The organism is Micromonospora sp. M61 (genome assembly GCF_018070245.1).
GTDB classification, from domain to species: Bacteria; Actinomycetota; Actinomycetes; order Mycobacteriales; family Micromonosporaceae; genus Micromonospora; species Micromonospora zamorensis.
In genome coordinates, this window is record NZ_JAGPYA010000090.1 from 1 (window position 1) to 19,390 (window position 19,390).

9 protein-coding genes are annotated in these 19,390 nt (G+C 67.4%); 3 read left to right on the forward strand and 6 right to left on the reverse strand.

What is annotated here, in order from left to right; translation table 11 throughout:
* Positions 1-81: 81 nt before the first annotated feature.
* Positions 82-1,332, reverse strand: a complete 1,251-nt coding sequence (locus KBX34_RS31040; RefSeq protein ID WP_210928564.1) for a zf-HC2 domain-containing protein — start codon at positions 1,330-1,332, stop codon at positions 82-84.
* Positions 1,333-1,602: 270 nt separating this feature from the next.
* Between KBX34_RS31040 and KBX34_RS31045 the strand changes: the two genes are divergently transcribed.
* A complete protein-coding gene (locus KBX34_RS31045) occupies positions 1,603-2,229 on the forward strand; it encodes a response regulator transcription factor (protein WP_210793726.1) in 627 nt (208 codons plus the stop codon).
* 161 nt (positions 2,230-2,390) lie between these two features.
* On the opposite strand, the gene KBX34_RS31050 is transcribed toward KBX34_RS31045, so the two are convergent.
* Positions 2,391-2,711: a sigma factor gene (locus KBX34_RS31050; protein WP_210928566.1), complete on the reverse strand. Its 321-nt coding sequence runs from the start codon at positions 2,709-2,711 to the stop codon at positions 2,391-2,393.
* A gap of 139 nt (positions 2,712-2,850) precedes the next feature.
* Here KBX34_RS31050 and KBX34_RS31055 point away from each other — a divergent pair, with 139 nt between their 5' ends.
* Entirely contained in the window at positions 2,851-5,121 is a 2,271-nt protein-coding gene (locus KBX34_RS31055) for a hypothetical protein (RefSeq protein ID WP_210928568.1), read from the forward strand.
* Positions 5,121-14,123, forward strand: a complete 9,003-nt coding sequence (locus tag KBX34_RS31060; RefSeq protein ID WP_210928570.1) for a hypothetical protein — start codon at positions 5,121-5,123, stop codon at positions 14,121-14,123. Before KBX34_RS31055 ends, KBX34_RS31060 begins: the two co-directional genes overlap by 1 nt.
* A gap of 50 nt (positions 14,124-14,173) precedes the next feature.
* Here the strand turns inward: KBX34_RS31060 and KBX34_RS31065 are convergent, their stop codons facing one another.
* The 4 genes from KBX34_RS31065 to KBX34_RS31080 form a co-directional block, all read right to left on the reverse strand.
* A complete protein-coding gene (locus KBX34_RS31065) occupies positions 14,174-15,202 on the reverse strand; it encodes a CE1758 family FMN-dependent luciferase-like monooxygenase (RefSeq protein ID WP_210928571.1) in 1,029 nt (342 codons plus the stop codon).
* A 49-nt stretch (positions 15,203-15,251) separates the two neighbouring features.
* On the reverse strand, positions 15,252-16,364 hold the full coding sequence (locus KBX34_RS31070; RefSeq protein ID WP_210928573.1) for a zf-HC2 domain-containing protein: 1,113 nt from the start codon (positions 16,362-16,364) through the stop codon (positions 15,252-15,254).
* A gap of 216 nt (positions 16,365-16,580) precedes the next feature.
* A complete protein-coding gene (locus tag KBX34_RS31075) occupies positions 16,581-18,386 on the reverse strand; it encodes a S8 family serine peptidase (RefSeq protein ID WP_210928575.1) in 1,806 nt (601 codons plus the stop codon).
* Between the two features lie 154 nt (positions 18,387-18,540).
* Positions 18,541-19,290: a zf-HC2 domain-containing protein gene (locus KBX34_RS31080; protein ID WP_210793733.1), complete on the reverse strand. Its 750-nt coding sequence runs from the start codon at positions 19,288-19,290 to the stop codon at positions 18,541-18,543.
* Positions 19,291-19,390 lie beyond the last annotated feature (100 nt).

The following is a 19,390-nucleotide window of genomic DNA, read 5'->3' on the forward strand; positions in this document are numbered from 1 at the left end:
AGGCTCAACAACGCCGCCCAGATCTACGCCGGCGCGGACATCAACTCCACAGTCCCGGACGGCACCAGCACCGCCTGAGCCTCAGCCGCCGTTGGGGCCGATCTCAGCTTCGGCGTCGTGCGAGAAGTACACGGTCACCACGGTCTTGCGGTCGCTGCGCAGCACCGTCACGTGCGAGATGCCGGCGATCGCGGCGGGCACTGTGCCGGACACCTCCTGCTCCTTGCCCGCCCCGCCGGTCCAGTTCACGACCGCCCATCGGTTGTCGTCCGGGCCGTAGCCGTACAGCCGGTAGCCGGTCCCCCTGGTCAGACCGGTCAGCTTCGCGCGCACCTCGGTCGACCCGTCCTTGGCGGTCAGCGTCACCGTCATGCGAACCCCGCTGTCCACGTCGGTCGTCGAGGCCGCCGCGCTCACGGCGGCGCGGGCCGTCGGTGTGCTGGGCTCGCCGTCGTGCTCGCGCAGGAGCATTGTCGCGGTGGTTCCGCCGAGCGTGACGGTCGCGGCCAGCAACCCGATCGAAACGATCAGCGACCCGGTATGCCGGACCGGTCGCGTCTGCCCGGCCGGTTGCGTGGTCAGGGGCATCGGAGCAGGCACGGTCGACGGCGCCGGCCGCTTCACGGGCTTGGTGCGTACGCCCGGCGCGATCGTCGGTAGCACCGGCGTGGCAGCCGGATCGGCGGCGGCAACCACAGGCGCGACGGTCGACACCATGGGCGCGACGGTCGGTGCCGTGAGCGATACGGCCGGCAGGGCAGGTGCGGCAGCCGGCGCGGCGGGTGCAGCAGCCGGCACAGCACGCCCAGCGGGCGCGGCGGGCTTGGCGGGCGGCGCGGCGGGCGGCACCGTGGGCCCAGCGGGCGGCACGGTGGGCGCGGCGTTCGGCACGGCGGGCGGCACCGTGGGAGCGGAGGTTTCCTTGGCCGGCGCGACGGCGGTGCGCGTCGTCGGAGCGGGCGGCGGCGGTTCGGGCGCCGGCGCATCAGTCAGGGCTGCGGACTCCGTGGGGCGGCTGCGGCCGGACCGGCGTGATCGAGGCGGCCAGCCGATTCGGGACCGGGGCTCCTCGCGCTCCTCGATCGGGGCGAACCGGGCCGGGAACGCCGGTGGCACCGACGTGCCGAGCGCGCCGTACATGCTGGCCAGCCCTTCCCGGTCGTCGAGGAGCAGGGCCATCGCCGCGAGCGCCTCGCACACCTGCGCCGCCTCGTCGCGGCAGGTTCCGCACGCGTCGAGGTGGGCGCGCACCCGGTGGGCCGAGGCCACGTCGAGCTCGTCGAGGTAGTAGAGCCCGAGCAACTCCTCGACGTGCTCGGTGCCGTCCGCCACAGATATCAATCCCCGGTCCGCTTCGCTGGTCCGAGCCCTCACCGGGCTCCCTGCCCATCCTCGCCGAACGCCGGGGCGCCGCGAGACACCAGGCGAGCATGCTCGATCCGTACGGGAAACGGAAAGTCCCTCATCGGGGGGCATCGCCACCGCAACCGACCGGGACGCTGGCGGATTTCCGCGGTTCGTGAACCGGACGGGGCCGGGATCCGTCTCAGTGGCGCCCGTGGAACACGGGCCCGACAGCTTGGAGGAGCCCCGGTGTTGACAGTGGCCATCGTCTCCGATCAGCCCATCTCCCGGGCTGGCCTGGAAAAGCTGGCATCCGACGACGGCGGTCTGCGCGTCGCGGCCACCGTGGCGAACGTGGACGAACTGCTGGCCGGTGGTCAGACGTTCGACGCGGTGGTGCTGGAGTTGCCGTCAGGCGGGACGGACAACATCGCGAGGGCGGCAACGGTGGGCAGGCCGCTGGTGAGCGCGGCGTGGCACCGGTCACCGAGCCTGCTGGCCGCCGTCCGGGCCGGGGCGCGGGGTTGTTTCAGCAGCCTCAGCGAACAGCGTGACGTGCGGGAGGCGGTGCGGGTGATCATCCGCGGTGGCTTCTACATCTGCCCGCGGCTGGTCGATCAGTTTCAGGGCGAGCTCGCCCGCGGCGGGGGCGAGGAGCAGAACGGCCTGGCGCCGCGGGAGGTCGAGACGCTGCGGCTCATCGCCTCCGGCTTCACGCACGCGCAGATCGCGACCCGCATGGGCCTCTCGCAGGCGACGGTCAATACGTACGCGAAGCGGATCCGCGCGAAACTGAACGTCAGCAACAAGGCGGAGCTGACCCGGATGGCGATCGAACTGGGCCACTTCAGCCACCCTCGCCGGCTGAGCCGCACCGCGGCCTGAGCGCGCGCTGGGCGTGGGGGACCAGACCAACGACGCGGCACGTGCCGCCAAGGATCGGACCCGCTTCCGGCTCCGTCCCGGGCGCCCGCCGCCATGATCGTCGTGGCGGCTTGCGATCAGTCATCTGTTCGCTCATCTACTGCGTTCCGCAGAGCAGAGTGTCATGCCCTACGCGGGGGCCGCGTTCCGCCGGCGGTTCCCGAATGTCGAATTTCGCGTCCGGCCAGTGCCTCGCGCAATGCCCGCAGAGCGTAGGAGGTGCGTGACTTCACCGTTCCCGGCGGCACGTGCAGGACCTCGGCGACCTCGGCCACCGACGCCCGACTCCACCGGCCGTCAGCGTTGCGAGCCTCCGGATCACGCCAGGCACGTAGCAGCGTCTCTTGGACGATGTCCTCGGCCCGGCGTACGTCGCCCCGGGTCAACCTGGTCAGGAAGCTGAGCAGCACCGGACCGTGGACCTGCTGAAGGTGGCGCAGCACGGCCTCGTCCGCCCGGCTCCTGGACGACGACCCGGAGATCGGGCCGGCCGTGGTGGGTGTCGCGTGAAGAGAGGACTTGCTGGTGTCCCTGTGACAGGACGACCGTCGACCATGACCGGCGGAGTGGAAGAGGTGCGGCGTGGAAGTGCTGGCGGACTGCCCTGAATGGTTCACCCTGGCCGGGCTCGGCGTGTTCGTGTACCAAAATGAGCCGGTACGGTCGCCCTCCGGCACAGTCTTGGACGGGAACAACTCGGGCTCGAGGGTGATCGACAGTCAGGTGTACGACCTGGCCAGGCAGACCCGGCCCCCGGCTGGTGTCGCGTTGATCATTCCCGACCAACCCTCCGAAAGCCTTCGTGCCTATCTACACGGTCTGGTAGCCGCCGATGGTCAGCTGGTGGTGGTCCCGTTCTCGTCCAGGACCTTCGGGCTCCTGGATCTGACCGGCGCCGTCAGGCTGCAGGACCGCTTGGGCATCGTGATGGGCGTGCCGGGAAGTGCCGTCGGCGAGGGCGCGCCGACGGTCCCGGAGGGCCGTCTCGTGCCGATCGAATCGGCAGAAAAGCTTGGTACGACCGGTAGGTCAGCTACCGCCTACCGCCTGCTGCCCGACGCGCTGGTGGCGAACCGCCAAAAGCTTGGGGAGTTGACCACGGGGACCCAACCACCGTCCGTGGCCAAGTTGGCCAGCTATTCCGCGACCGGTGGGAGCCCGACAGCCGGCGGCGACGGCTTCGTAGCGGGCGATCTCACGCCTCTGGCCGGCGTGTACTACGCGACCTTCGGCGACCTGCCACAGCTGCCCCTCGCGGAACTGCTCGCCTCCACGAGCCCGCTGTCCCGAACGGGCCTGAACGCCGCCCTCGGCTGGGAGCCGCGGCCCATGCCTCTGGCGAACGTGCTGCGGGAGTTCAAGTCGGGTCGGGCGTCCGCCGCACTGGTTCACGCCTCTTCCGAGAGTCGTACGGCGGGGTCGCTCTGGATGGTGATGGACCACGCCGGGAGGCTGGGGTGGGCGAACGGAACACAGCCGGTCGCTTCGGTGGTCTTGGACGGGGCTGTCGACGAGAGAGCAGCCGGCCTGGAGGACCCACACAGCGAATTCGTGCTCGTCGGGCCGGAGGGATTGCCGTACGGGCCGGAACTGCCGCCCGAGCCGACGTGGACGCCGCGGCTGTCGGCCAACGCCCGACGAAGGGGCGACACGATTCTGCTCGGCCCGGATGGGCCGTACGCCGCGACCAAGGAGATCATGGCGAAACTCGACAGCCATGACGGCCCGGTCGTCCTGGTCAACGTCCGCCGCGGCGTACGGTCCAAGCACGGGTCCACCCTGGACGAACTCACCGCCAACAGCCTGCATCACGTCTTGGAGAAGAACCCCGCCATCAGCGTGGTCGTCGCCACGGAGGACAACGACCAACTGAAATCGATCGTTGTCAACCAGCACGGCCGGTCATCGGTGCAACCGACGATGCTTGGCTTCGAGAGGTTCTGGGCTGTGGAGGGGCCCCTGTCGAGCTACCCGGAGCAATACCAGAGCCTCACCGGAGGTGCGTTGGCGCGAGCCGTGGCGCTTGCCGACAAGCCAAAAGCTGGTCCCTCGGATCTGGTGGCAGGTCTCATCAATCAGTCGACGTGGAAAGGCGTCGAGTCATACCTGGAGCAGCACTCGTCCGAGCTGCTCACGCGTGAGGTCCTGCGGGAGTTGACTCATCTGGTCTCAGTGAGCGCGGCCAACGGCGAGCGGCCGTCCCGGTATGGCATCGGGCAGGTCAAAGACCAGCCCTTCTACCGGCCGAATCTGACCCTGGAGGCGCACCGGGCCCTGATCGAGCAGGGGTTGCGGGCGAAGGAAGACCCGGAACTTGGCGGTGAGCGCCCGTTGGAACCGCAGCACGCCTCGCTCATGGATGCGATTGAACCGCACACCCAGACGGCCGACTCCAGTTTGTTCCTCGGTTATCTCACCTCGCGCCCCCTGGACGCGGCCCGCCTCGGCCAAGCGGTCGGCGACTATGTGACGGGCCTCCTGTGGTTGCGGGAATTGCTGCAGGCCGCGAAAGATCCCGAAATAACGAAGGTCAGCCTCGCTGACGTGCTGGCAGTGGTGAGAGCCAAGGGGGAACTTGAGGGGGAGCGGGCGGCCCGCCGTCCGGGCCAGCCCGAGATCTTCCGCGCGCACGCCGCCATGGTGGCGGTGATCGCCGATTTCGAACGTATAGGGAGAGCCCCAGCCGGTTGGCGCGAGCGACTCAAGGCCACTGACTGTCTCACCGGCACTGATCGCGTCTTCTGGCATTTCATGATCAGTAATGTCTTTGTGCCGATGTTTCCGGAGGGCAAAGCGGAGCTGAGGAGCATACGGGAATTCATGGCCGCATGTCACGATAAGGCTGGTGTCTGATGCCTGGCACCTTCACTCCGCCAATCTGCTTCAACGGTTTCACACCGGTCGCTTCCGGCATCTACCTCAGGCTCGAACGCACCCTCACGGACGTGCCTCCCCACGTTCGAGGTGTGCAGCCAATCGCCGGCTTGGTGCAGGCACACATGCACCAGGACGCACTGGGCGCGCAGAGCGTGCGAGCGGCATTACGGCTCCAGGGGTCGTCGGCTGTCGCTCGCCTATCGGTGAGCCTTCCCCCGGAATTCAGTAGAACCATCAGCCGCGAGGCGGCGTTGTCCGCCGTCGACCATTTCGGCGTGTACCTCGATCTGCCGGAACGGTCCGATCTGGTCGATCCGGCCGACGACCGGTTTCTACCCATCAACACCCAGCGCAGCGTCACCAGTTCGGCTTCCGCGACCGGTGTCCGGCTGATACCTCAGGCGCATCTGCTGGCAGACCTCACCGCAGCTGTGGATAGTCAGGCAGCCAGCGCCTATGAGCCGATGCGCGGTCAATTGCGACTGGCGGCCGACACCGTCGAGATCGGCGCACCGCGTGCGGTGGCCGTCGCGCTGCCGCCATGGGCTGCGGACCCGCCGTCCGCGCTCGGCGCGCCGATGGCCGTCAAAACCTACGCCGAGTTGATGTCGCATCTTGACGGACTCGCAAAGTGGCAGCAGGCGAAGGTCACCGCCATCGCCTCCGGGCGCACGCACGAAGTGTCCGTGAGGATGCACCCGTGGGGCTTGGAGGCATCGGCGCCGCTGCCTAGGCGTCCGGACTCCATCTCGGTATCACTTCCGGACCCTGCGCTGTCGGAGCGGGAACTAGCCTGGCTCGATGGCGTGGCCGTGGCCATCAGAGAGAAGCTCGCCGGCGCGAACGTGTCGCCTGACGACAATGGCTTCAAGGCAGTGGACAGCTTAATCGAAGGTCTACGTGAGGAGTTCGCCGACGCCCGAAAAGCCCGGGAGTTGCCGAACAAACCTGTCACTGATGTCATCTTCGAGGCGGATCACAGCACCCTGCAGAAGTGGCAGCAAGAAGGTGAAAACGCGGCCCGGTCGTTCGAGAATAAGGCGAGCGGCACGGCTGACCCGGAGAGACGAGCCGAATACTTCCTCCGCAGCGTTTTGCACCGTGATTTTTGGGTCGAGATCCAGGCGCTGGAGGCTGCTCGGCAGGGAACAGACAGTAGTCGACCGAGCGTCGAGCAGGACATCCATCCTGTCGAGGCGGGCCACGGTGAATCCATACCACTGACCCGGATGCACTCCACGCCATCGACCGCTGCCGCGCGCCACCAGTTTATCCCGATGGTCCGGGCGATTCTCGAGCCATCGGCTGCTCAGGTCACCGAAGAGCATATCGCGACTCTGACGTCGTACGCCAAGGAGGCGTACGAAAATCGCACCGAGGGCGAACCTGTAGGGCTGGACTCACTGCGCCGACGGCACGGCTACGCCATTCTCAAGCAAGACCTCGCAGGGGCGCGGAAGCGGACGGGCGAGAGGGGCAGCATCGAGCGTAAAGTGGCGAGATATATCAATGGGGTAAAACCCGAGGCGACCGATGATCGAAGGCACGAGCTGCTGAGGCTCGCTCTGCACCTGCTCGTCAATGTACCGAACCTCACCGGGGCGCAGTACGAAACAGCAATCAAGAATTTGGACGTCTTCCTCGACTGGGCCCAGCCTCGTTACTCCAAGACGCATTTAGACAACGTTCCGCCCGGCCCCCTGCCGCTGGATGTGTTGGAGAAGTTGATTCATGGCAAGCTGGGTGGCGAAGCCTCCTTGAACTTGCGGGACGTGGGGCGCATCGCCGAGGAGAGGAACGCTCGGCGGGCCTGGTGGGAGGAAAAACCTCTCTTGCCGAAGCGGCTGATCTCCCTGGCCGGGAGTTCGCCAGGATTTGGCAAGGTAACGCAACCTGTCTCCGCCAGGCATACGAAACGGATCACGGGAAAACTGGAAAACGGTGACTCGGCGCAAGAGCGCAACCGGGAGGTGAAGGCACTTCGCGCCCGGCTGGAGGCGGCAAGCCCCCCGGTGAGCATCTCTGACGCGGACCTCGAACGACTGGTCGCGATCCGGCGCCGGCTCTATACCAAATCGTGGGATCGCCGCTACACCCCCATGGGCCTGTTCCACTACCAGCAGATGGCACGGGAGCTGCTGGGCCATGACGAGGTGACCCCGGACGTGCTGCGGGACCTCGCCGACCTGTCGCGCCCCGAGTCCCGCTTGCGCATCGGCGGCGTCGACCAACCATTCAATCATCGACAGATCCGGCAGGATCTCGCCAACAAGGCGCTCAAGAAGTGGCGGCCCGGCACGGAGAAGCCCGGCCCCAGACCAGTCCTGGGGGACGGCGGTCGGGATTACAGCCGGATGGTGACCGCTTTCCACACTATCGAATTGGGCCCGTTCGTGTCCGATTTGACCGCTTGGATCAACCAGTCTGTGCCGTTCAGCGGTAATCAGATCACCGAGGATGTCGTCAAACGTAAGATCACGTCTCTTTTTGGTCAGACGCTCGATGACGGCACACCACTGGAGATTACCGTCGATGGCAGGATCTACGATATCCGGCTCTGGGCGATTCCGATCCGGGACCCGGAGGTTGAGCCCGAAAGCCTTCCCGGCAAGAGCGGCCTGTTCGAGGGCGCGCTGGAAGGCCGCACCTACAGCTTTCTCGAATCGGCAAACTCGGAGATGCAGACGCGGTCGACGTACTTCGACGGCGGTCCAGCCCATCGATACCTGTTAGGCGTCCGGGCCGACACGACGGTGACCTATGGTCACACCAGCGGTTCTGGGAAGCGGGCTCTCAGCAGCACCACCAAGGCCAAGTACCAGCAAGTCCGAATCAAGGAGAAACTGGGATGGGTGACCCTTGATGTGAACTGGGCGCTGCGCGTTCAGGAGCGCAGGACATACCACCGCAAGCGCGACGCCGCGTCCGAGTTCGTGGGCGTGCCGACCGTAGTCAATGCTGTTCGGGAGGGCACCCTCACCAAGGACGAAGAGGGCGGTCGGTGGATCCAGCGCATCTTCACGGACAGCGAGGGGAGACCGGTCACGAATAAGATTCGATACGCGGTGCCGGAGTTTAGTCTGCCCTATTCGAAAGAGCAGAGCGAAAGCGATGAGCTGAAGGCGAAGACTGACGCTGATTACGGGAGAAAGATCCCGATCAGTGATCCGAGCGATTTCGAGGTGTGGAGCATGGATCATGCCGTCACCCGGATCCAACTCGCGGACCAGGTGATCGCCTCCGTCCGGAAAATTCTGAAGCCCGCGGATTACGCGTTCTGGAAAACCCACCTTGAGCGATACCTGTCCAACGATGAGCTTGCTCTGCACTTCCAGAATCTTCTGCGCCCCAAGGACGAACGCGGCTACCAGCAGACGTTCCGAGTGCTACTCGAGAGCAACGGTCGTCGCCTCAGCTTGAGCCTCGGTGCCAAGGACAACAAGCCAATCATGAGCCTCACCAAGATCAGTCAGGTGAGCAAAAGCGGGGAGACCCGGATCGACCGGGTGGTGGCCTCCGTGCTCAGGACCCAGGTCACTCTGAACAACGACTCCGCGCACCGTGCGACGGCGAACGAGTTGGCGCGGCTCTGGAGCTCTCGGGTGGCTCGGCTCGGCGGGCGCATTCAGAAGCCCTTCGGCAACAGAGTCGGCCAGTTCAGCCAGCAGAGGCGGACTTTCACCACCCGTGCCGTTCGGGTCGTGAACAACCTGCAGGTGGCGGCGATCGACTTCGACCTAGAGCTGAGAATTCACCATCACCGCGACAAGGACCTGATGGCCGGTCGCCCTAGGCACGTCCCCTACGAGGACCACGAGAATGTGTCGGGCTTCGCGCACGTCCTGGTGCACAAGGACAAGTTCGCGAAGGTGAGCACCCCAAGCGCCGTCACGCCTTCGTCCAGTAAGCCCAAGCCCGACGAGACCGCTGCTGCCGCGGGTAAGTCGGAGAAGGCGACGAACTCCCCTGCTCCCAGCTGGTGGAACCCTGGCGCCGGCTGGGGCCTGACGATGGACGTCGTCGATCACCTGGAAGGCGTTGAAGGTCTCTATAACAAGATCGTTCCGCCTTTGGTCAACGGAGGGCACCTTCCCAAGGTGGCGAACACCGCACGTGGCGGAGCCACGGAGCCGTGGGACATCTTGCAGAAGATGCCGGTAACCGGCGAGCTGGAAAATAATCCCGGCCTGGACTATCGGAACTGGCAGACGCTCATTCGTGAGCTGTCGGAGGACAATCTCTTGTCCAGGGCGGACGATGTGATGGACTCCAGGCTGAACGGCCGTGGTCTCGTCTGGATCTTCAGGCATCCCGATTCGCCGGTCCGCATGGAAAATGCCCTCACCGTTGCCCTGACGGCCGAAACCCTCCGCTCCTCTTACAAGGGGCAGACCGATTACGAGCTGCAGTACGGTCATATGAATACGGAGACGACCACCATCAAGGACGCCAAGGTCTCGGCCCGGGAAGGTGGAATTTTCGCCGGCGCGGGCGGGAGCAAGGGTGGCGCTTCGATGCAGGGCACACTCAACACTCAGTATAGCTCCAGAGAGTCCGAGAACGTCGGACGGACGCAGTCCAGTTCGGTGCTCTCCGACACCGACGGCCAAAAGATGAAAAGCCGGAGTTTCGAGGTGAAAATTCGGTGGCACTGGGCGGTCAAACCCGCAGGTAATGCCGCCGACCAAGTAGAATCCGGCACAGTTGACGCAAAGGTCCTCATTCTGCAGCCGGACAAAATCAACGACACCGGAGACACCAAAGGCTTAGACAGGCTCGTCATCGAACCCGGCTCAGGCAGCGTTCCGCCGATGACCACCGAGAACCTGTCGGTTGCATTCATGGAGCGCGCCATGAAAGATCCGAATGCCCAGTCTCCGATAACCAGAATGAACGCCACCGCCTACACCGTACTCGGAACCTTTGCTGCGGAGAAGCTGCAGGACGCGATGGCGCAGGCGATCACGGACGAGCGCAGGCGGATATTTTCGGACGGGGTGCGCGGGCGGGTCGCTCGGGCTCAGGAAAAACTGGGGCCAGATCCGGAGGCACAGGCGCAGCAGTTGGAGTCGTTTCTGTCGAATGCGATGAGCCGGCAGGCCTACAAGGGCTTCCTGCTCAGGGCGTTGACGGGGGCGAGCGTGGCGATACCGGTCGGCGACGAGGCGGCGGGTCTGACCGCCGCACTGGTGGGGACTCCAGAGATCGTGAAAGTGTGGAAGCCCTACTCGCAGCAGGTCACCGAAGCCCAGGATGGCAAGGAGGCCGGTGCGGATAACCTGTGGCAGGCAGGGTTCGGGGTCGGTGGATTCATCGGAAAGAGCGGCTTGAAACCCGTTTCCGAAGACGCCCCGAAGAGCGACGCTGGAAACAGTGAGTTGGTAGTCGGAACCGGCGCCGGTGCCCGGGTGAAGGGGAGGGGAAAGGTAGCCGTCAAGTCGAACACGGTGGGTAAGTATTCGGGCCTGTTCCAGGATGCCTCGGGTGTGATCGTCCGTTCTGCGGTAGTCCACCGGGTCCAGGTGGGCAAAACCGTAAAATGGGTGGCGGGCGAGGTGCTGTTGAACATGAAGACGACAGACGTGATCCCGTACGCCAGTCTCTTCACCAACGCCCACGTTATTGCCGACCAGATAGCAGAAGCGAAATCGACCGCGCCGCCGCCGGCCACCCTGACGACTGCGGTGAGGTCGTCCAGTGGTCAAAGGCACTGGTCCCACGGGGTGACGGTGTGGCAGATGCTGCTCAGTGGTAGCAACGAGCAGACAGGCGTTGGTCCGCTCGTCACGGCGTTGGCGAAGGCGGCGGAGCCGTTCAAATCCAACGGGCTCGCCAACTACGTCACCTCGGTGCCTGCCATCGTGAATCCCTTTATGGGGAAGGCACTCGACGGTGGCATGTCCCAGTCCTACGTCGATGACGATCAACGAACGTTCCAGATAACGTTGAGTGCTGAACAGGTGGGCCAGGCCACGGGCAGTCATGACAGCGGTAGCGGCACCAAGTCCTACACCCGTGGAAACGACGCACTCAACGAAACCCGCCGCTTCACCAGCGCGAACGCTCTGGTCGGCAGTTTGGGCGGGCTGGGCCAGCCGTCTCAGCCCGAAGAGGGCGACACGGCGGAGGGGTTCGACTTTGGGTTTGTGGCTGGTTCCGTACAGGGCGGAGTCAGCCGGGGCGCCGGCCGCAGTGACACTCACGGCTCGAACCTGCTGACCATGGCAGGTGTGCGCGCCAACAACCTGACCGGTTACTCCCAGAAAGTGAAGTTCTTTGGCTCGATCAAGGAGACCACACACAGCACGACGGCAACACTGAAGAACATTTTCGGCGCGAGTCTGGAACCCCAGCCCTTCGATGTCACCGTTGAGCTCATCGTCAGCGAACCCACTGGCGGCTCCACCACCCTGGGAGCAGACCGGCCCCGTCCTGAATTCGGTCTGAGCCAGACGCTCCCGCAGACCGCGCAGGTCGTCTCCATACGCGGGCTCGGTGCGATGCACACGGCAATCTCGTCGGCCGGCCTCGGCCGGCGCGGGACGTTGAAGGACACCAGTAATCAACTCAACTACGAGACGTTGCCCAAGAATCTGGGGGCGATGCTCACGGATGAGGGCGCCCGGTTCCGATCGCTGTCGACAGCGATTGCGGACCTTGACCCTGGACCCAGAGGCTTCATTGTGAAGGCCCGCTTCGCCGAGGTTGAAGACCTTTACTGGGTGGAGAAGGCAGAGATCGAGAAGTACAACCACGGCACCGATATCGTCAGCCACGGCGCCACCGACAACCGGCGGTCCAATTTCACCGTGGCGCTCACAGTCGCCGCCCCGACGGATCCCGTTAACTGGGTCGGAGGCACCGTGTCCGGCGGTAAGCAGCGAGGCGCGACCCGCGGTACCGATCAGACGCGTTCGAACGAACACCGGGCGTGGCTGCGTACGAGCACGGCCCTGTTCGTCGTGCACGCCCGGTTGCAGTACGAGGTCGAGTGGCCTGGGAAGCGCGATGTGCACAAGATTCCGGCGATCGGGTACACCGACATCGTCGTGTCGAAGGCGGATGCTCGGGCTCTGGGAATTCCGGACAAGGCACTGGCGGCCGTGATACCGGCAAAGAACCGGGCCAAGGAATTTCCCGACTATGCGGGAGGCAGCGCTGCACATCCTGACAATCCGTCCGCAGCTTCTCTCTCAACCGCCGGTCGGCTCCACCGCTCGCTCCGGCAGGCGGAGGCGGGCCTGCACGCGATCCGTCCTCCCGCCGACGTGAGCCGGGTGGACATCACCAACAGACCCTTGGTGGCGGACGGCGCCCACGCCGACCCGAAGGGCAAGAGGCCCGCATCTGGTCCCCCCGTCGTGTGGTACGAACTCGTGCGCAGCGACAAGGAGTTGGTCTTCGTCCTGCGGGTGCACCTGACCGGAGACCCAGTCGCCGTGTCGGAGGTCAAGAAGCTGACGACGAAGGGGGTGCAGTCTCACCTCAACGAGCCCGGACACCAACTGCCGATGGCCGACCGTCAACTTCGGGTCGAGGTGCAGTTCGTCGATGCCGGGCAGGCGCACCTGATAAGGCCGGTGGTTTCACCGACGGCTGAAGTGGACGAGGGCTGGGCATGGGGTCAATCCCCGGCGTTCTACGCGCACGAGGTGCTGCGTTCCATCGGCGCGGCCGACCATCAACCCCCGAACGGCAAGGAGCCGGCGGGCGCGCAGATGAAGGTCCGTCCTGCGGACCTCCAGCAGATCATGGACATCCTGGAGCCAATGTGGCCGTGGCGCGATGTTCCCGGGGCCGCACTACACGGCCTCCGTGCGGGCGACGGCGACCTCAGCCCGGCACCGGAGTGGCTGCAAGCGTCTCTCGCCCCGATCATGCGGCCGTACGCGGACATACCGAACCTGCTCAGTGACAGTTCGGCGCCCGGTGCCCGGGCGGTGCCTCCGCCGAAGGCCCTCCGGGCCATCGCGGGCCTGGACTCGAACTCAAACCAGTACTTCGTATGGCTCGGCACGGCGCGTGACGGGCTGGTGGACCGACCCGTGTTCGAGTGGCTGAACGAGCGGTTGGAACAACTCGCCCAAGCCGGCAAGACACCCATCGTGGTGACCAGTGGTGGGGGCGCCACCGCCGATGTGTCCGGCAGCTCGAAGAGTGTCGGGAAGCTCAGCCTGACAAAGCTGCTCAGCACGTACGGCGTCGCTCTCGTGCACCAGGTGCCACAGACTTCCGGCGGGCTCTCCGGGGCGAGCTTCGACAACAGCTGGAAGGTCCGCGGAGCCAACTCCGCAGCGGTGACCGCCGAGAGGGCGGGGGCCACCTGGTCGGATATCGATTCGACGTTGGTCGAAGCCGCGCGCGGCCTGACCCAACCGGCCGTCGAGCGCGTACCCGAGGAGTTCGGCGCGCTGGTGTGGGGTGCGCAGGGCGTACGCGAGCGGTTCGACCTGCTGCGGTCGCGCCCGGACCTGGCGAACGCGGCGCACAGAGAACTGGCCGCCGGGATGGCCGAGCGGGTCCCGGCCAGCATGAACGTCGCACTGGTCAAACCCCTGCTGAGCTTCGGCCCGGACGAGGATGTGGTGGTCCAGTTCACGGAGGCCGCGCCGGAAGTGCGGCCGTATGCGCTGCTGCAGGCGGTCGCTCGACTGGACGAAGCGGGCAAGCTGAAGGGCCCGCAGGGCTCCGCCGGGGCCACCGGCGACTTCGTCGATCTGGTCCAGGCGGTCCGTCTGGGCGCGAATGAGGTGGAGCACAAACAGTTCGACTTCACCGTTTCTCTGCTCAGGACCATCGGCCAGATCAAGGCGGGCAACTTCAACGACGCGACCGATTTCATCACCGCCAACCGCGGACGGCTGGAACCGGGCCAAAAGAACATCTGGGTCGACGCGCTCGCGGAACTCAAGGGCTCTATGGATGCTGCGGAAGGCGCCCGCCTCCAGAAGGTGCTTGCGGCGGTATACGAGTGCTGAGCGGGCGCCCCGCGGCCGGCGTGGCGGCGGGGCGCCCTACGAGCGGCGGATCACCGCGGGCGAGGGCCGCCCGCGAGTTCGCGCCGCAGCACGGGCAGCACCTCGGCACCGAGGATGTCCAGTTGCTCCAGCACCGTGCTCACCGGCAACCCGGCGTGGTCGATCAGGAAGAGCTGACGGTGATAGTCACCGACGTACTCGCGGTAACCGAGAACCGCGTCGATGACCTGCTGCGGGCTCCCCACCGTCATCGGTGTGGTGTTCATGTGCTCCTCCAGGGAGGGCCCGTGGCCGTAGAGGGGCGCGTTGTCGAAGTACGGCCGGAACTCCCGGACCGCATCCTGTGACCTCGGCCGGACGAAGACATGCCCGCCGAGTCCGACGACCGCCTGCTCGGCGGTGCCGTGGCCGTGCGCGGCGTACCGCTCGCGAAAGGTCTGTACGAGCCGCGCCGTGTGCTGCCAGGGCCACATGATGTGGTTGGCGAAGAAGCCGTCACCGTGGGCGGCGGCCAGTTCCACTGTCTCCTCGCTGGACACCGACGCGTGCCAGACGAACGGCGGATGGTCCGCGAGCGGCCGCGGCACCGCCGTGAAACCCCGCAACGGCGTACGGAACTCGCCGGACCAGTCGACGGTGTCCTCGTCCCACAGCCGGCGCAGCAGCCGGTAGTTCTCGGTCGCCAGCCGGCGACTGTCGTCGGGGTCGCGGCCGAACCACGAATACACCGGACCGGAGATGCCCCGGCCGAGCATGAGGTCAAGCCGGCCGCCGCATAGATGCTGCACCGTCGCGTACTCCTCGGCGATCCGGACCGGATCGTTCGTGGTGATCAGAGCCGTTGCCGTGGAGAGCAGTATCCGGCTCGTCCGTGCGGCCAGGTAGCCCAGCAGCACAGCCGGCGCCGACACGGCGTACGTCGGGGTGTGGTGCTCTCCGACGGCGAAGACATCGAACCCGGCCGCCTCGGCGTGCTCGGCGATCCGTGCCGTGCTGAGTAGCCGCTCGTGAACCGTTGGCGCCCGGCCCGTCACCGGGTCGGGGGTGCGGTCGCCGAGACTGTAGACACCGATCTGCATACCCCCCCAGACGAACGGGGCCGGCGACCGGTTCAGATCGTGACCCTGCTCATTCGCCGGGGGTGGCCGGCGCACCGGCGTCGCGGGGCAGGTATGCCGTGACGACGATCCGGGTGCCGCGGGTGACGGCGAAGTGGGAGAGATCAGCGATGCCGACGGGTAGTTCACCGTCAAGCTCCTGCACGCCGGCGCGGCCGGTCCAGTTGACCAGCGGCCGCTGCCGGCCGTCGAAGGTGTAGCCGTAGAGCCGGTAGCCGGTGCCCTCGGCCAGGCCGCTCAGGGTGGCCCGCACGGTGACCCCGTCGCGTTCTTCGGTCAGGAAGACGGACAGGTTAGCGCCAGAGTCCCGGTCCGTCGCCGAGGCGACGGCGGTGCGGACGATGTTCGTCTGCACACCCGGGGCCGGCGGGGCGAGCAGCGCCCTCGCGGAGATTCCGGCCACCGTGAGGGCTGCCATGAGCAGGGCGCCCAGGCCCGCGAAAGTAACGGCACGCCGGGACAGGAGGCGCTTCCGTCGGACACGCTGACCGTCGTCCGGATGCGCGATGCCCGGCGCTCGGCCGAAGCCGCGTTGGGCGGGATGCGTGACGGGCCGTCGGGCGGTCCGCGTCGGCAAGGGTACGGCCGTCGGCGTGGTCTGCTCCTGAACGGGCGAGGGCTTTTCAACCAGCGTGGCCGGCGGGGGTGCGGCCGGGGGTGCGACCCGTGGCAGCGCGACGGCTGGGGGTGCGACGGCTGGGGGTGCGATCCGTGGCGGTGTGACCGGTGCCGGTGCCACCCGCTGCTGCGGTGGCTCCCTGCGCCCGAGGTCCGGCCCAGCGGCGGCAGACGCCTCCCCGGTGGCCGTCTCGGCACCCGTACCGCCGCGCCGCAGTCGGAACCGGCGTCGGTCGGTCTCCTGGGCCTCTCTGCCCGGTTGGCCGGCGGGCTCCTGCGGCGCGAACCGCGCCGGAAAGGCCGCCGGCACCGCCGCCCCCAGCGCCCCGTAGCGGTTGAGCAGGTGATCCCTGTCGTCGCTGAGCAGGGCCAGCGCGGCGAGCGTCTCGCACACCTCGGTCGCCGCAGCCCGGCACTGCTGGCACGACTGGAGATGGTGGCCGACCTGCTCCGCACTACGCCGGTCGAGCGCGTCGAGGTGGTAGAGAGCCAGCAGGTCCGCCACATGTGCTTCCGTATCGGAGACTTCTTCCACCTGCATCAGACCCTCGGTTCACCGACTTTCCACCAGTAATGCTTGAAACGTGCCCTGGCGACGCGCGGTTCACGTCGGCCGCGACAAACCCAGCAGCACCACTCGTTGCGCTGGGTCAGCTTGGCGGACGGGGCGCCGGGCGTCGCGCGGCAGCATCACCCCGCCGGCGGCCCCGAGCGGGTGTCGTCACGGCGCGTCTGGACGCTGCCGGGGCGACCTGGCTCCGATCGACGCCTTCGGCAGTGCCACGGTCTCGGCCCGGGTTCCCGGCCCGTCGCTGGCCACGGACGCCGTGCTGTCGGCTTGTTCTTCGTCCGGGTTCAGCTTCCCGCCGTCCGAGGGCGGTGGGTCGCCGACCGTTCGCCGGGAGACCGACGGCGCCCGTGGCGCGGAGGCCGGAGGAAGAGCGCCGCCGCGAACCGGCGGCGCGGCGGTCACCGGCCCGGGGCCGTCGTCGTCACCGTCGTTCTCGGTGTCGTCGCGCAGCAGCCGGCGGATCCGGAACACGAGCAGGACCGCTGCCGCGAGCGCGACCAGCGCCACGATGGCCAGCAACGCCGACCGTCCGCCGGAGCTGCCGGAGGTGAGCCGTCCGCCCGATTCCCGCCCCGGTAAGGCCACCTCGGCTTCCTCGGGCAGCACCTTCGTGACCGCGGCGGCGGCATTGATCATGCCCCAGCCGTATCGGCCGTCGGGCTGTGCGCCGTCGCCCATCTTGTCCGACGTCACCTGGAGACGATGGGCGACCTGCTCCGGGCTCAGGTCCGGGTACGCGGCCCGGACCAGCGCGACGGCGCCGGCGACAAAGGCCACCGCGTACTGGGTGCCACTACCCGCGACGGCGCCGACCCCGGTGATCCCGACACTGCTCACGTTGACGCCCGGGGCGACCACGTCGATGCCGCCACCGCGATAGTCGGCGGCTCGCTGGCCGTCGACTGCCACACCACCCACGCGCAGCACACCGGGGCCGATCTCCGCGCCCGGGTTGACCGGTACCGAAGCACGTGCAGCGCCGATCACCACGACGACGTCCCGTGCCACCGCCTCCATGATCGCCTTGGCCACCTCGGGCTTGCTCGTGTCGACGAAGTTGCCCAGCGCGATGACTGTCGCGCCCGCCTCGACGGTGGCCTCGATGGCCGCAGCAGAGTCGGCCGGCTGGGCCTTGGCGTCGTTGCCCACGACCCGGACCGGCATCACCGTGGCGTCGGGGGCGACGCCCTTGACGTCACTGCCGTTGGTGGACTGCCCAACCACCAGACCGGCCATCGCGGTGCCCGAGCCGAGGCAGTCCGTGTCGCCGCGGCCGCTGCCGCTGGTGATGTCCATGCCGACGGCCACGTGACCACTGAGCGTCGGCAGGCTGCCGTCCACACCGGAATCGACGATCGCCACGAGCTGCCCCTTGCCGCGGCTCTGCGGCCAGGCCTGGTCGGCGGCCAGGCGCAAGCTCGCCCAGTCGGAGCGACTGCTCGACGCCGCCGTGGTCGCACACTGCCCCGCCTTCGCGCGGGGCTGCGTCGGTGCCTTGCTCGGGACCGCAGCCGCGCCGGAGACCCGCTCCGGCGGGATGGTGGGCCGCGCCTTGGCGGTGGGCGTGGCCTTGGCCTTGCCGGGCAGCGGTTTGACCGGCGCGGCCGGCGCCTTGTCGGGCAGCACTCCGTACTTGACGCCCTCGCCGACGGCGTCCCAGGGCAGCACCAGCAGCCACCCGGCTCGCAACTGGCCCGGTTCCTTGAGGGTGGCGCCGTCTGGTTGCCGGCGGCCGGTGTTGAGGTTGCGGATCTCGACGGACCGCGCCCCGTCGCCGAGGAACCGGGCGGCGATGCTGGTGAGGTTCTCCGGTTCTCCCTGGTACGACGACGTGACGGCGTAGAACTTGACGTATTCGTCGGCGGCCGAAGCCGGGCTCACGGCTCCGACGATCAGAGCCACCATGACGAACACCGCGAGGCAGGCACCACGTGCCGACCGGGTGATCCAGAACATTCTCTACTTCCTTTGTCGTCGCCCAGGGCGGATCTGCACACACGACGGCCGAGACGGCATCGTGGTTCACGGCCGGAGGCAATCTGCGGCGGCATCGCGATCCCTTCGTGCCACGCCGCCATCCGGCGCTCAACAGGTGCGAAGGCGGCGTGCCTCAGCGCGGTGTCGTGGACGTGGCTCGGGGAAGGTGCACCGTGACCGACGGCGCGCCGTTCGCCACGCTGATCGTCACGAAGACCAGGTCGCCCAGCGCCACCGGCAGGTCACCGGAGACCTCCTGCACCGTGTCGGTGCTGGTCCATGACGCGATTTCGCGCGTCTGGCCGTCGAGCGTCACCGCGTACAGCTGGTAGCCGGTGCCGGCGCGCAGGCCGGTGACCGTGACCCGCACGTGCACTCCGCTGTCGGTCTCCGACGCGAACACCGAGGCCGCCGCGCCGGTGCGGGGCTCACTCCCGCTCGCCGCGACCGTCACCACCTCCGGCCCGGCCTCGTCACTCACCTGATCCAGAACGAAGAGGGCGCCGAAGCCGACGAACAGCACCACCGCTAGCGCAAGACCGGCCCGCACCAGCGCGAGCCGCTGCCGCCGGGGGCGCGGCTGCCGCCCGGGCCCGACGGACATCGGACGCCCGCCGGCCGGACGAACCGAGCCCGAGCCGCCACGGCGGGCAGCGGGCGCCGCCGGTCGGGTGACCGGCGACGCCTCCTCGACAGCCACGTCGTCGCTGAGCAGCGCGAGGGCGGCGACGACTTCGCACACCTCGCGGGCCGTCACCCGACACTGCGCGCAGTCGCGCAGGTGCCGGTCGACGGCGTCGCTGTCGGCGCGATCGAGGACACCCATGTAGTGCGGACCCAGCAGGTCCGTCACATGGTCGCCCAGGGCGGGTAGGTCCGGCACGCCGCTCAGCTTCCCGGCTCGCCGTGCCCGGCCGGCGTCACTGCTTTACAAATCGCCACTTCTGGTCTCTCTGGGTGTCCTGACGGTCAAACTGTTGGAT